Consider the following 12,318-nt stretch of genomic DNA (forward strand, 5'->3'; position numbering starts at 1 on the left):
GTCACCCGGGGGAGCGACGCGTGGTACGGGCGTTGCCGCGCCGTCATGGTGTCGTTGACGCGCCGGGGGTGGCCGTCACGGATACGGTCGGTCCATGGACACGTCCTGGTGGTTCGCCGTGGTGGCGGCGGTCGCCGTGGTGGGGGTGGTGCTGCTCCCGTGGCACGTCAGGAGGCGCGCGGGCGCGCCGCCCGTGCCGCCGCACGGGCTCGGGCCGCCGCCGCGGGTGCGGGCCGGCGACCTGTGGGACCTGGTGGACGGGCGGACCTGCCTGGTGCTGTCGGCGCGGCCGCAGCGGGAGTCGGCGCGGGTGGCGTGGATCGTGGGCAAGTACGACGACCGCAGGCCCGGGGTCGTCCCGCTGCCGCCCGGCACGGCGGGCGCCGGCGGGCGCGGCGGTTTCCTGGAGGCGGACCGGCCGGAGGAGGTCTCGGTGTGGGCGTTCCGCCGCAGGCTCGGGACGCTGGACCCGGCGCTGTGGGACGAGGCCAAGGGACTGGGAGGCGGGAGCGGATGAGCGGGCGGGAGGTCAGGCTGCGGCGGGTCTACGATCCGCCCGAGCCGGGGGCCGACGGCTGGGGGTCCCCCCGGACGGAGTCTGGGGGAGGGCGCTCGTGGACCGGCTGTGGCCGCGCGGGCTGTCGAAGGAGGCGGCGGCGGTGTGGGGGCACCTCCCAGCGGTAGCTGGGGGAGAGTGGCCGAAGGAGCTGACGCCGTCGGCGGAGCTGCGGAAGTGGTTCCACGGGGGCGGGTCGGCGCAGGAGTTCCGGGCGCGGTACGAGGCGGAGCTCGCGGGGGCGGGGGCGGGGGCCGAGCTGGAGCGGCTGCGGGCACTGGCGGCGGAGGGGCCGGTGACGCTGCTCACGGCGGTCCGTGACCCGGCGTCCAGCCATGCCGCCATCCTGGCGGAGCACCTGGCGGAGTGAGGGCGGCTACCGCCGCGCGGAGCCGTCTCCCGCCCCACTCCGTTCCCAGGGGCTCCGCCCCGGACCCCGCGCCTCAATCGCCGGCGGGGCTGGATTTCGCGGAGCGAAGTTCCAGCCCGCGCTGGGGGCACCTCCCAGCGGTAGCTGGGGGAGATTGAGCGCACCGGGCGCGCAGCGCACGTATGGGGTCAGGGGCGGAGCCCCGGGGGACTACGCCCAGAGCTGGCCCTGGAGGACTTCGATGGCTTCCTCCGTCGTCGCCGCCGTGTAGACGCCCGTCGACAGGTACTTCCAGCCCCCGTCGGCCACGACGAACACGATGTCGGCGGATTCCCCGGCGGCCACCGCCTTGCGGCCGACGCCGATCGCCGCGTGCAGGGCGGCGCCGGTGGAGACGCCCGCGAAGATGCCCTCCTGCTGGAGGAGTTCACGGGTGCGGGTCACCGCGTCGGCCGAGCCGACCGAGTAGCGGGTCGTCAGCACCGAGGCGTCGTACAGCTCGGGGACGAAGCCCTCGTCGAGGTTGCGCAGGCCGTAGACGAGGTCGTCGTACCGCGGTTCCGCCGCCACGATCTTCACCCCGGGCACCTGCTCGCGCAGGTAGCGGCCGACGCCCATCAGGGTGCCGGTCGTGCCCAGGCCCGCCACGAAGTGGGTGATCGAGGGGAGGTCGGCCAGGATCTCGGGGCCGGTGGTGGCGTAGTGGGCGCCCGCGTTGTCCGGGTTGCCGTACTGGTAGAGCATCACCCAGTCGGGGTGCTCCGCCGCCAGCTCCTTCGCCACCCGCACGGCGGTGTTGGAACCGCCCGCGGCCGGCGACGAGATGATCTCGGCTCCCCACATCGCGAGAAGGTCGCGGCGCTCCTGCGAGGTGTTCTCCGGCATCACGCACACGATCCGGTAGCCCTTGAGCTTCGCGGCCATGGCGAGCGAGATGCCCGTGTTGCCGGAGGTGGGTTCCAGGATGGTGCAGCCGGGGAAGAGGCGGCCGTCCTTCTCCGCCTGCTCGATCATGTGGAGCGCGGGGCGGTCCTTGATCGAGCCGGTCGGGTTGCGGTCCTCCAGCTTGGCCCAGATCCGGACGTCCGCCGAGGGGGACAGTCGCGGGAGGCGGACCAGCGGGGTGTTGCCGACCGCCGCGAGCGGGGAGTCGTACCGCATTACTTCGAGCCGCCGGCCACGGCCGGGAGGATGGTGACGCTGTCGCCGTCCTTGAGGGCGGTGGCGATGCCGTCGATGAAGCGGACGTCCTCGTCGTTGAGGTAGACGTTCACGAAGCGGCGCAGTTGGCCGCCCTCGACGATGCGCTCCTCGATGCCCTTGTGACGGGTCTCCAGGTCCGCGAACAGTTCGGAGAGGGTGGCGCCCTCGCCGGTGACGGCCTTCTCGCCGTCGGTGTAGGTGCGGAGGATGGTGGGGATGCGGACCTCGATGGCCATGGCAGCAGGCTCCAGTGTCGTGAAGGAGGAGGTGGAGAGAAGAACGTGGGCGCGCTCCGGTGCGGCCCGCGCGCGGGGCCGTGGTGCTCAGGCGGCAGGACAGATGGCGCTGGCGAGGCGGCACAGGTCGACGTGCAGCCGCGCCACGAGCAGCAGCCTGCCGGGCGTCTCGATGCTCACGTCGTGGGAAACCATGCGGTCATGTTAACGATTCCCGGTCCCCCGTTTGGAGTGTGATCCCGCATCGTGGACGTCCGCCTCTCACATAGTGGTCAGTAGGCGGCTACGACCTGCACTTCTTCCTCCGTGATCACGCCTTCGACGATCCGGTACGAGCGGAACTGGAACTCGCCGAGGCCGTCGGTGTCGGCCGTGGAGACCAGGACGTAGTGGGCGCCGGGCTCGTTCGCGTACGTGACGTCCGTGCGGGAGGGGTAGGCCTCAGTCGCGGTGTGCGAGTGGTAGACGATCACGGGCTCCTCGTCCCGGTCGTCGAGCTCGCGGTAGAGCTTGAGGAGGTCCTTCGAGTCGAACTCGTAGAACGTGGGCGAGCGGGCCGCGTTGAGCATCGGGATGAACCGCTCGGGGCGGCCGGTGCCCGCCGGGCCGGCCACGACGCCGCACGCCTCGTCGGGGTGGTCCTTGCGCGCGTGTTCGACGATCTGGTCGTACAGGGCCTGGGTGAGGGTCAGCATGGGGCTCAGGATAAGCAGACGGGCCCTCCCGTACCGAGGTGTGGTACGGAAGGGCCCATATCCTGGACAAGCACAGCGTGGACACGAGGTCCACGGGAGCGCGGTTCCCGGCGGTGACAGGCGGCCGGGACCCGTGGCGCGCGGCCCGGGCTACGAGGAGCTGGAGGCCTTCTCGAACGCGGCGCCGCTGGGGTTGCGGGCCTTGAGGACGAGGTAGGACACGCCGAGGATCAGACCCCACAGCGGGGCGCAGTACAGCGAGACGCGGGAGTCCTTGTCGAGGCCCATCATCACGATGACCATGCCGATGAAGGCCAGGGAGAACCAGCTGGTGTACGGGGCGCCGGGGGTCCGGAAGGAGGACTGGGGCAGCTCGCCGCGGTCGGCCTTGGCGCGGTAGCGGATCTGGCAGACCAGGATGACGATCCAGGCCCACATGCCGGAGATGGTGGCGAAGGAGACGACGTAGTCGAAGGCCTTGCCGGGGGCGACGTAGTTGATCCAGACGCCGACGAGCATGAGGGCGGCGGAGAAGGTGGTGCCGACGAGCGGGGTGCCGCTCTTGGTCAGCTTGGTGAAGAACTTCGGGCCCTGGCCGTTGAGCGCGAGGTCACGCAGCATGCGGCCGGTGGAGTACATGCCCGAGTTGCAGGAGGACAGGGCGGCGGTCAGCACGACGAAGTTGACGATCGCGGCGCCGACGCCCAGGCCCATCTTCTCGAAGGCGAGGACGAAGGGGCTCTCGCCGGCCTTGAAGTTGGACCACGGGATGACCGACATGATCATGATGAGCGCGCCGACGTAGAAGACGGCGATGCGCCACGGCACGGTGTTGATGGCCTTGGGCAGGGTCTTCGCGGGGTCCTTGGACTCGCCGGCGGTGACGCCGACCAGCTCGACCGCGAGGAAGGCGAAGACGACGATCTGCAGGGTCATCAGCGTCTCGCCGATGCCGTGGGGGAAGAAGCCGCGGTCGTTCCAGAGGTTGGAGACGGAGGCTCCGGCGGCGGCGTCGGAGAAGCCGACGGTGAGGATGCCGGCGCAGATCAGGATCATGCCGACGATGGCGGTGACCTTGACCATGGAGAACCAGAACTCCAGCTCGCCGAAGAGCTTCACGGAGATCAGGTTGGCGGCGTAGAGGATGACCGTGAAGATCAGCGCGTAGGCCCACTGCGGGAAGCTGTCGTGCGTCCAGTACGACATGTACTTCGCGGCGGCGGTGACCTCGGTGATGCCGGTGACGACCCAGAACAGCCAGTAGGTCCAGCCGGTGGCGTAACCCCAGAACGGGCCGAGGAACTCGCGGGCGTAGTCGGAGAAGGAGCCCGAGACGGGGCGGTACATGAGCAGCTCGCCCAGGGCCCGCATGATGAAGAAGATGACCAGGCCGACGATGGCGTAGGCCAGGATCAGGCTGGGCCCGGCCTTGGAGATCGCCTTGCCCGCGCCCAGGAACAGGCCGGTGCCGATGGCCCCGCCGATCGCGATCATCTGGATCTGGCGGGCGCCGAGCGCGCGGTGGTAACCCTCGCCGTCGCCCTCGCCCTGTGCGCCCTCGCCGGGCGTCCTGTCGTGCTGCTCGACCTGCACAGAGGTCATGTTTGGTGCGCCTTTCTCCACGCCGACCCGCGCCTTGGACGGCTGCGGATCGGGTCCTCGATCCCCCCGGATACGGATGGAGTTGCACCCGGCGGTCAGCCGGTTCAAGCGGGCCGGGGGACATGGGTGGCGTCCCGGCGGCGGTCGTGAAGATTTATCACGCGCTTAGGGGCGGAGGAAGGGGCGAAATGCGACGTAGGGAGGGTTTATATCGGTACATATGGCTGGAAACAGATCAGATCACCGCATGGCGGTGATCTGATCGTTATCCGGATTTGAGCGTCCGCTGAGCGAACGGTGTGCGCGCTTGAGGATCCCCAGAGGGCCTCAGAGGGTTTCGATGAGGGTTTCCTGCAGGCCGCCGAGCCAGAGGTAGGCCATCACCATCGGCTTGCGCGGGTCGTCGTCCGGCAGCCGGTAGAACTCGCCGCTCTGCTCGTCCTCGGTGATCTCCAGCCGGGCCGCGATGGTCAGCCGCAGGTCGTTGAGGGCGCCGAGCCAGCGCAGCGGCAGCTCCCCGGCCAGCTCCAGCACCGCCGCGCCGTCGCCGGCCGGGGTGAGCGCGTCGAGGCTGCGCACGACGGCCAGGGCGTCCTCCCGCTTGCGGGTGCGCAGGTCGTTCTCGGTGAAGCGGCGGAACTCCGCCGAGCGGGCCCGCAGCTCCTCCGGATCCTCGCCGGGCGCCGCGCCGGGGCCCCCGTAGGCGTCGGGGAACAGGCGGGCCAGCGCCGGGTCGGACGGGGGCTCGGTGGGGCCCTCGGAGGCGAACAGCACCGCGAGGGGGTCCGCGTCCTCGGCGGGCTCCGGCTCGCCGGGGCCGATCAGTTCCAGTAGCTGCACCGCCAGGGAGCGCAGGATGGAGATCTCGATCTCGTCCAGCGCCACGGCGGCCCCGCCGCCCGCCAGGGGCTCGAACACGCCGCCCATCAGTTGCGGTCCTGCGAGAGGGTCGCCCAGAGCCCGTAGCCGTGCATGGCCTGCACGTCGCGCTCCATCTCCTCGCGGGTGCCGCTGGAGACGACCGCCCGTCCCTTGTTGTGGACGTCGAGCATCAGCCTGGTCGCCTTGTCCTTGGGGTAGCCGAAGTACGCCTGGAACACGTACGTCACGTAGCTCATGAGGTTGACCGGGTCGTTGTGGACCAGGGTCACCCAGGGGACGTCGGGTTCCGGGACCGCGAAGGTCTCCTCTGCCGATTCGGTCCGTTCGATCTCAATCGGAGCAACACTCACTCGTCCCATGCTGCCACTGCGACAGGCCCGTCGCACAAACGGGCCCCCTCCCGGAAGGCCCTTCGGCTACATCTCGTCACTTTGACGAAATGTGCGCTAGCATCCGTGACATGAACCCTGCGGACCTGGGCCTGCCGGTGGACGTGCCGTCGACAGCGCTCTTCACGGACCATTACGAGCTCACGATGCTGCAGGCCGCGCTGGCCAACGGCACGGCGGACCGACGCTCCGTCTTCGAGGTCTTCACCCGGCGACTGCCCGAGGGGCGGCGCTACGGCGTGCTGGCGGGCACCGGGCGCGTCCTGGACGCCGTGGAGAACTTCCGTTTCGACGGAGCCGTGCTGGAGTTCCTGCGCGAGCAGGCCGTCGTCGACATGCGGACCCTGGACTGGCTGGCCTCGTACCGCTTCTCGGGTGACATCTGGGGCTACCCGGAGGGGGAGGTCTACTTCCCCGGCTCGCCGGTGCTGCGGGTCGAGGGCAGCTTCGCCGAGTGCGTGCTGCTGGAGACGGTCGTCCTGTCGATCCTCAACCACGACTCGGCCATCGCGGCGGCCGCGTCCCGGATGGCCTCGGCGGCGGGCGGCCGGCCGCTGATCGAGATGGGGGCGCGGCGCACCCACGAGCTGGCGGCGGTCGCGGCCTCGCGCGCCGCGTACGTGGGCGGCTTCACCTCCACCTCCGACCTGGCGGCCGGATTCCGGTACGGGATCCCGACGGTAGGCACCAGCGCGCACGCCTTCACCCTGCTGCACGACACCGAGCGGGACGCCTTCACCGCGCAGGTGGCCTCCCTGGGCTCCGGGACCACCCTGCTGGTGGACACCTACGACGTCGCGGAGGCCGTCCGCACGGCGGTGGAGGTCGCCGGGACGGGGCTGGGCGCGGTCCGGATCGACTCCGGCGACCTGCTGCTGGTCGCCCACCGGGTGCGGCAGCAGCTGGACGAGCTGGGGGCGACGGACACGCGGATCGTGGTCACCTCCGACCTGGACGAGTACGCCATCGCCTCGCTGGCGGCGGCGCCGGTGGACGCGTACGGGGTGGGCACCCAGCTGGTGACGGGCAGCGGGCACCCGACGTGCTCGATGGTCTACAAGCTGGTCGCGCGGGCGGAGTCGGCGGACCCGAAGGCTCCGCTGGTCCCGGTGGCGAAGAAGTCCTCCGGGGGGAAGACCTCGATCGGCGGCCGCAAGTGGGCGGCGCGGCGGCTGGACGCCGAGGGCGTGGCGGAGGCCGAGGTGGTCGGGACCGGGCCGGTCCCGACGGCCCTGGCGGACCGGCAGCTGCTGGTCCAGCTGGTCAAGGCGGGCGAGGTGGTGGCCCGCGAGCCCCTGGACACGGCCCGCACCCGCCACGAACGCGCCCGCGCGGGCCTGCCGCTGTCCGCGACGCAGCTGTCCCGGGGCGAACCGGTGATCCCGACCGAGTACGCGTAGCGGCCGCCGCCCGCGGGCCGTGGCCGCTGCGCGGGGCTGGAATTTCGCGCGACGCACGGCACCGGGGGCTGGGGCGGAGCCCCAGTTTCGGGAAGGGGCGGGGTGGGGGAAGAGCACCCGCAGGGCCCGCCGCACCGCACCGCACGACCACCCACACCAACCCGAAGGGCACGCGACATGCACCGCGCACTGATCGTCGTCGACGTACAGAACGACTTCTGCGAAGGCGGCAGCCTCGCGGTCCCCGGAGGCGCCGACGTCGCCGCCGCGATCACCGAGCTGATCGGGAACGCCACGGCCGGCTACCGGCACGTCGTGGCCACGCGGGACCACCACATCGACCCCGGCCCGCACTTCGCCCGCCCCCCGGCGGAGCCGGACTACGAGAACTCCTGGCCCGCGCACTGCGTCGCCGGGACCGAGGGCGTCGGGTTCCACCCGAACTTCGCGCCCGCCGTCGCCTCCGGGGCGGTCGCCGCCGTCTTCGACAAGGGGGCGTACGAGGCCGCGTACAGCGGTTTCGAGGGCACGGACGAGAACGGCGCCGGCCTCGCCCAGTGGCTGCGCGAGCGGCACGTCTCCGAGGTGGACGTCGTCGGCATCGCCACCGACCACTGCGTCCGCGCCACCGCCCTCGACGCCGCCCGCGAGGGCTTCACCACCCGCGTCCTGCTCGACCTGACGGCCGCCGTGGCCCCCCACACCACCGAGAAGGCCCTGCAGGACCTCCAGACGGCCGGGGTGACCCTCGTCGGTTCCCTCGGATCCTCATCGGCGCAAGAATGAGAGCATTCTAGAGATGCCTAGAGAATCTCTAGAATTTCCTCACCACTCTCGCTACCCTGAGGGCATGGAGACCGAGAAGATCGCCGTCGACCGCCCGACCTACGACCGGATCGAGCTGCTCTCGCTGGCCTGGGAGGTATCCCCCGGAGAGACCGTTCGCCGCCTGCTCGACCGATTTCAGCAGCAGGGGCCGGGGCAGGAGCAGGAGCAGCCGTCTGCCCCAGCCCCGGCCGCACCTCCGCTCGGCACCGTGCCCGTGCACGCCGTCTACGCCGCCACCCGCACGAGCGGGTTCTACGATCCGCTCACCGAGAACCTCACCATCCCGGCAGGCATGCCCGGCGCCGGCCACTACAAGACGCCGAGCGGCGCAGCGGCGGCCGTTCTGCAGGCCCTGAAGCCCACTGTGAAGCCCAACCGCAACGGCTGGGGGTTCTGGGTGGTCGACGAGACCGGCGAGCTGCTCCAGAGCATCCGGCGCTGATCCGCCGGACAGGCCCTAGTGCCCCAGGAGGGCCCGGATCGGGTGCCAGAGTTCGGTCGCGCCGTCCGGGGTGCCGCGCCACAGGAGGCCGTCCGGGTGGTGGAGGACCGCCGTGATCTCGTCCGGGGTCGGGGGGTGGGCGTTGCCCCGGAGGTACACCGCCCGCATGCCGAGGTTCCGCAGCCTGGTCAGGGCGCGGGCCCGGTTCGCGGCGTGGACGAGGACGCGGACGTTCCCGCCCTCGCCGCACGGCCTCGGCAGCATCAGCGCGACCACCACGCTGCCGCCCGGCAGTCTGACGAAACCTCCACCTGGCATCACCCTCAGCTCCCCCGTCAATAAGAACAGTCGTCCGTGCATCTAAACGCGATCGGCCGCCGCCCGCTAGAGGGCGACGGCCGATCATGCTTTGACCTGGGGTTTTAGGTCATTACTTGCCCGAGGGACCGACCTCGATCGTCATCTGGAGGCCGTCGTAGGTCTCCTTCGCGATCTTGATCTTGGTGTTGGTGTCAGCGACCTTCACCGAACCGGTCGGGTTCTCGTCGTAGTAGTACTTGCCCTTGTGGTCGTCGAAGACCAGGTTGGCCGGCTTCGGCTTGACGAAGAGCGACTCGCCGTTCTTGTGCAGGGTGAACGCGTCCGTCGAGTAGGCGCTGAACGGGGCGTCGTACGGCTGGATCTTGTTGCGGAGCAGCGTGCCGTCCGCCCACTTCATCGGCTTGGCGTTGGCGTCGATCGGCAGGATCAGACCCGAGCCGGGGTGCTGGCTCGTGTTGTTGTCCTTCTGCGACTTGTCCCACAGCCAGATCAGCAGACCGTCCTGGTACGGGTAGTGCTCGACCCAGTTCGGCTTGGAGTTGGCCCACCCGAAGTTGTACGGGCCCACCTTGAGGGTGGAGTCGTACGAGACGTAGCGGCGGTTCTCCGCGATGTAGTACTGCGGGTACTCCTTGGTGAAGCCCGAGCCGACCCGCTCGAAGCCCTTGCCGGTCCAGCCGTTGTCGCCGTTCTCGGCACCGTCGGTGAAGACGGCCGCACCGTCGGCGGTCAGGGTGATGGCGTCGGCCGTGAAGCCCTTGCCGCCCGCGCCGCCGTCCGTCTGGTAGCGGAAGCGGAGGTCGACCTTCTTGCCCGCGTAGGCGTCGAGCGGGAAGTTCAGGGACTTCCAGGCGCCGGAGACGCCGGTCAGCGAGGGGGCGCCGGAGGCGTCGGCCGGGAGGGCCGCGCCGTCGGCGGTGCCGGCGAGGGCGGTCCAGGTGGCGCCGCCGTCCGTGGACACCTCGGTGTAGAGGAAGTCGTAGTCCTTCTCGATGTCCCACCAGCCCTTGAGGGAGAGGGCCGCGGACTTCTTGCCCGTCAGGTCGACGGAGCGCGTCAGGGTGTTCTTGAGGTCGTCACCCATCTGGCTCCACCACTGCGAGGAACCCTCGGCGGGAGCGACGATGTCGGTCTTGACCTGCTTCTTCGGCAGCTCGACGACCAGCGCCTGCTTGTCCTTGGTGTTGAACTCCGAGACACCCAGCTTGTGCGTGGACTTCGTCGCGGCCTTGGCCGTGTCGTAGTTCAGCCAGCCCAGCTGGAGCTTGTCCCAGGCGGTCATGTCGCCCGGGAGGTCGCCTATGGAGTCCTTGCCCTCGCCGAGCCAGGAGCCCGCCGACATCAGGGACCAGAAGCCGACGGAGTTCTCGCCGCCACCGGAGGTGTCGTAGAGGTCCGGCAGACCGAGGTCGTGGCCGTACTCGTGCGCGAAGACGCCGAGGCCGCCGTTCTCCGGCTGCATCGTGTAGTCGCCGACCCACATGCCGGTGTCGCCGATCTGGGTGCCGCCGGCCTTGTTGCCCGCCGGACCGGTCTTGCCGACGTCCGTGCCGTACGCGTACCAGCGGTGCGCCCACAGCGCGTTGGTGCCCTGCACGCCGCCGCCGGCCGACTCGTCCTCGCCCGCGTGGACGATCTGGAAGTGGTCGATGTAGCCGTCGGGCTCGTTGAAGTTGCCGTCGCCGTCGTAGTCGTTGCGGTCCCACTGGTCGTACTGCGCCAGCGTGGCCTTGATGTCGGCGTCGGACTTGCCGGCCTTCTTCTGCGCGTCCACCCACGCGTTCACGCCGTCGCGGACGGCGTCCCACACGTTGGAGCAGTTGGTCTGACCGCAGTAGTTCGAGCCGTAACGGGCCTCGTTGTACGGGATCTTGACCCAGTCGGAGACCTGGCCGTCGACCGAGTAGCGGCCCGAGGAGGTCTTCTCGTAGTAGGTCTTCAGCGAGTTCTTGCCCTGGCCGGTACCGAAGTACAGGTCCTGGAAGTAGTCGCGGCTGAAGTCCTTGCGCCAGGCGGTGCTGTTGTTGTCCGCGCGGTTGGGCTGCGCGATCTGGTTGTGCAGCGGGCCGGGCGTGCCCCCGTACTTGGGCTGCGGCGGCTTCGGGCCGTCCGGGCCGTCCGGGTCGAACGTGGTCGTGTTGTCGACCTGGTCGCCGAAGTCGACGAGGATCGTGAAGATCTTGTCGGTCTTCTCGCGGCCGAGCTCGACGTACTTCTTGTCGTCGAGCTTGACGACCTTCGAGGCGCCGCGCTGCTCGACCTGCTTCTTGCCCGCCAGCACCTGGTCAAGGGCAGCCTCGCGCTCCTGCGCCTGCTGCTTGCTGAACGGGGTTTCGAGGTCGTGCTTGACCTTCTCCTGGGCGGGAGCGGTCGGGTCCTGCTTGCCCGAGGCGGGTACGCCGCCCCAACTGCTGTCGGCCTGGGCCGTGGTGAACATGGCGCCGGTGGCGGCGGTGGCCGCCATGGTCACGCCAACTGCGGCGGCGCGCAGCGCGCGACGCCTTGCGGAGTTGCCGGTCACTTGATGTCGTTCCCCTCCCGCGGCCGCGGGCGTTGGTCGGAACGTCTCCATAGGAGCGGGGGGTTCCGCGCGGCGCGCGTCTCAAGTGACGACATTTGACCGGAGAGTCCAAAGAAAAGACAGACCTTGACTTCTTCCTTACAACTGCACTATGCGGTCAGCGAGTTCCGCTATTCGGACGTTTGGAGTCATCGGGGCCTTCCGGGGCGAAGGGAGTCCCGGACGACGGCACCCCGTCCGGTTGCGACCCGGTTTGTGACCCCGTGCGCCCCCCGTGCTCCGGTGCCGTGGGTAAGGTCACGCTTACTTCTGGCCTTCCTCGGGCATCCCGTCGTATGGGCCACTCGACGCGCGCGACCGTCGGGCGGACTCCGAGCCGACGTACCCACGCACCTCCCGCCTCCGAGGACGGAACACGTCATGCCGCGTCCGACTGCCGCTCAGCTCGCCTACGGCTCCGCCACCGTCGTCGTGTCGACGATCGCCATGCTGCTGCTCTCGCAGACGAGCACCGGGATCGGGGTCGCGGTCATCTCCGCCGCCGCGCTGGCCCTCGGGCTGCTGGTCGCCCTCACGGTGCCGCTCCCGCGCCGCCGGGGCCGGCACGCCGCCGTACGGGGCGGCCGGGCGGGTGCGGCGGCCACGGTCGCGGCGCCGGGCGGGGACGGGCCCGGTTCCGGCGCCCGGGTGCCGGAGCCTCGAACGGCCCCCGCGGAGCACTCCGTCCACCACTGAGCCCGCCCGCGCCTACGCGGACGCGGGGGGGGGGGGGGGGCCCCCCCGGCGGCCCCCCCGCCCCCGCCCCCCCCCGGGGGGCGGGGGGGCCCCCCCCCCCCCCCCCAAAGGCCCCCCCCCCTGCGAGGCCACCACGGG

Annotated in this window: 15 protein-coding genes; 6 read left to right on the plus strand and 9 right to left on the minus strand. The window is 70.6% G+C overall.

Annotated elements, in window-relative coordinates; genetic code table 11:
• The first annotated feature begins 94 nt into the window (after positions 1-94).
• Entirely contained in the window at positions 95-517 is a 423-nt protein-coding gene (locus ACFY0O_RS30525) for a hypothetical protein (RefSeq protein WP_388952563.1), read from the plus strand.
• A 97-nt stretch (positions 518-614) separates the two neighbouring features.
• Positions 615-926: a DUF488 domain-containing protein gene (locus ACFY0O_RS30530; RefSeq protein WP_388952566.1), complete on the plus strand. Its 312-nt coding sequence runs from the start codon at positions 615-617 to the stop codon at positions 924-926.
• Positions 927-1,136: 210 nt separating this feature from the next.
• On the opposite strand, the gene ACFY0O_RS30535 is transcribed toward ACFY0O_RS30530, so the two are convergent.
• The 7 genes from ACFY0O_RS30535 to clpS form a co-directional block, all read right to left on the minus strand.
• Positions 1,137-2,087, minus strand: a complete 951-nt coding sequence (locus ACFY0O_RS30535) for a PLP-dependent cysteine synthase family protein (RefSeq protein WP_079427318.1) — start codon at positions 2,085-2,087, stop codon at positions 1,137-1,139.
• The gene (locus tag ACFY0O_RS30540) at positions 2,087-2,365 is read right to left on the minus strand and encodes a MoaD/ThiS family protein (protein ID WP_362066082.1); all 279 of its coding nucleotides are present in this window, start codon (positions 2,363-2,365) and stop codon (positions 2,087-2,089) included. The genes ACFY0O_RS30535 and ACFY0O_RS30540 overlap by 1 nt, the downstream gene beginning before the upstream one ends.
• Before the next feature lie 87 nt (positions 2,366-2,452).
• A complete protein-coding gene (locus ACFY0O_RS30545; RefSeq protein ID WP_311736929.1) occupies positions 2,453-2,560 on the minus strand; it encodes a putative leader peptide in 108 nt (35 codons plus the stop codon).
• 77 nt (positions 2,561-2,637) lie between these two features.
• Positions 2,638-3,060 (minus strand): Mov34/MPN/PAD-1 family protein, encoded by a 423-nt coding sequence (locus tag ACFY0O_RS30550; RefSeq protein WP_079427322.1) that lies wholly within the window; start codon positions 3,058-3,060, stop codon positions 2,638-2,640.
• A 150-nt stretch (positions 3,061-3,210) separates the two neighbouring features.
• The gene (locus tag ACFY0O_RS30555) at positions 3,211-4,662 is read right to left on the minus strand and encodes an amino acid permease (RefSeq protein WP_388952571.1); all 1,452 of its coding nucleotides are present in this window, start codon (positions 4,660-4,662) and stop codon (positions 3,211-3,213) included.
• Between the two features lie 327 nt (positions 4,663-4,989).
• Positions 4,990-5,589: a DUF2017 domain-containing protein gene (locus ACFY0O_RS30560; RefSeq protein WP_388952574.1), complete on the minus strand. Its 600-nt coding sequence runs from the start codon at positions 5,587-5,589 to the stop codon at positions 4,990-4,992.
• On the minus strand, positions 5,589-5,903 hold the full coding sequence (gene clpS / locus ACFY0O_RS30565) for an ATP-dependent Clp protease adapter ClpS (protein ID WP_045948367.1): 315 nt from the start codon (positions 5,901-5,903) through the stop codon (positions 5,589-5,591). Before clpS ends, ACFY0O_RS30560 begins: the two co-directional genes overlap by 1 nt.
• 101 nt (positions 5,904-6,004) lie before the next feature.
• Between clpS and ACFY0O_RS30570 the strand changes: the two genes are divergently transcribed.
• The 3 genes from ACFY0O_RS30570 (at position 6,005) to ACFY0O_RS30580 (ending at position 8,603) form a co-directional block, all read left to right on the plus strand.
• Positions 6,005-7,333, plus strand: coding sequence for a nicotinate phosphoribosyltransferase (locus ACFY0O_RS30570; protein WP_388952577.1), 1,329 nt, complete (start codon positions 6,005-6,007; stop codon positions 7,331-7,333).
• 177 nt (positions 7,334-7,510) lie between these two features.
• Entirely contained in the window at positions 7,511-8,119 is a 609-nt protein-coding gene (locus ACFY0O_RS30575) for a nicotinamidase (protein ID WP_388952579.1), read from the plus strand.
• A 64-nt stretch (positions 8,120-8,183) separates the two neighbouring features.
• Positions 8,184-8,603 (plus strand): hypothetical protein, encoded by a 420-nt coding sequence (locus ACFY0O_RS30580; protein ID WP_388952581.1) that lies wholly within the window; start codon positions 8,184-8,186, stop codon positions 8,601-8,603.
• Positions 8,604-8,618: 15 nt separating this feature from the next.
• Here the strand turns inward: ACFY0O_RS30580 and ACFY0O_RS30585 are convergent, their stop codons facing one another.
• Together ACFY0O_RS30585 and ACFY0O_RS30590 are read right to left on the minus strand one after the other, a co-directional pair.
• On the minus strand, positions 8,619-8,921 hold the full coding sequence (locus tag ACFY0O_RS30585; protein ID WP_388952585.1) for a hypothetical protein: 303 nt from the start codon (positions 8,919-8,921) through the stop codon (positions 8,619-8,621).
• Positions 8,922-9,033: 112 nt separating this feature from the next.
• Positions 9,034-11,388 (minus strand): immune inhibitor A domain-containing protein, encoded by a 2,355-nt coding sequence (locus tag ACFY0O_RS30590; protein ID WP_388952827.1) that lies wholly within the window; start codon positions 11,386-11,388, stop codon positions 9,034-9,036.
• Positions 11,389-11,865: 477 nt separating this feature from the next.
• On the opposite strand from ACFY0O_RS30590, the gene ACFY0O_RS30595 reads away from it, so the two are divergent.
• On the plus strand, positions 11,866-12,180 hold the full coding sequence (locus tag ACFY0O_RS30595; protein ID WP_388952587.1) for a hypothetical protein: 315 nt from the start codon (positions 11,866-11,868) through the stop codon (positions 12,178-12,180).
• Positions 12,181-12,318: the final 138 nt, after the last annotated feature.

The organism is Streptomyces sp. NPDC001594, assembly GCF_042893675.1.
Classification (GTDB): domain Bacteria; phylum Actinomycetota; class Actinomycetes; order Streptomycetales; family Streptomycetaceae; genus Streptomyces.

Excerpts from the sequence above, each read along its gene's own strand:
- ACFY0O_RS30525 (WP_388952563.1), top strand. The coding sequence starts at position 95 with ATGGACACGTCCTGGTGGTTCGCCGTGGTGGCGGCGGTCGCCGTGGTG.
- ACFY0O_RS30535 (WP_079427318.1), bottom strand. The coding sequence starts at position 2,087 with ATGCGGTACGACTCCCCGCTCGCGGCGGTCGGCAACACCCCGCTGGTC.
- ACFY0O_RS30540 (WP_362066082.1), bottom strand. The coding sequence starts at position 2,365 with ATGGCCATCGAGGTCCGCATCCCCACCATCCTCCGCACCTACACCGAC.
- ACFY0O_RS30545 (WP_311736929.1), bottom strand. The coding sequence starts at position 2,560 with ATGGTTTCCCACGACGTGAGCATCGAGACGCCCGGCAGGCTGCTGCTC.
- ACFY0O_RS30550 (WP_079427322.1), bottom strand. The coding sequence starts at position 3,060 with ATGCTGACCCTCACCCAGGCCCTGTACGACCAGATCGTCGAACACGCG.
- ACFY0O_RS30555 (WP_388952571.1), bottom strand. The coding sequence starts at position 4,662 with ATGACCTCTGTGCAGGTCGAGCAGCACGACAGGACGCCCGGCGAGGGC.
- ACFY0O_RS30560 (WP_388952574.1), bottom strand. The coding sequence starts at position 5,589 with ATGGGCGGCGTGTTCGAGCCCCTGGCGGGCGGCGGGGCCGCCGTGGCG.
- clpS (WP_045948367.1), bottom strand. The coding sequence starts at position 5,903 with ATGGGACGAGTGAGTGTTGCTCCGATTGAGATCGAACGGACCGAATCG.
- ACFY0O_RS30570 (WP_388952577.1), top strand. The coding sequence starts at position 6,005 with ATGAACCCTGCGGACCTGGGCCTGCCGGTGGACGTGCCGTCGACAGCG.
- ACFY0O_RS30575 (WP_388952579.1), top strand. The coding sequence starts at position 7,511 with ATGCACCGCGCACTGATCGTCGTCGACGTACAGAACGACTTCTGCGAA.
- ACFY0O_RS30580 (WP_388952581.1), top strand. The coding sequence starts at position 8,184 with ATGGAGACCGAGAAGATCGCCGTCGACCGCCCGACCTACGACCGGATC.
- ACFY0O_RS30585 (WP_388952585.1), bottom strand. The coding sequence starts at position 8,921 with ATGCCAGGTGGAGGTTTCGTCAGACTGCCGGGCGGCAGCGTGGTGGTC.
- ACFY0O_RS30590 (WP_388952827.1), bottom strand. The coding sequence starts at position 11,388 with ATGGCGGCCACCGCCGCCACCGGCGCCATGTTCACCACGGCCCAGGCC.
- ACFY0O_RS30595 (WP_388952587.1), top strand. The coding sequence starts at position 11,866 with ATGCCGCGTCCGACTGCCGCTCAGCTCGCCTACGGCTCCGCCACCGTC.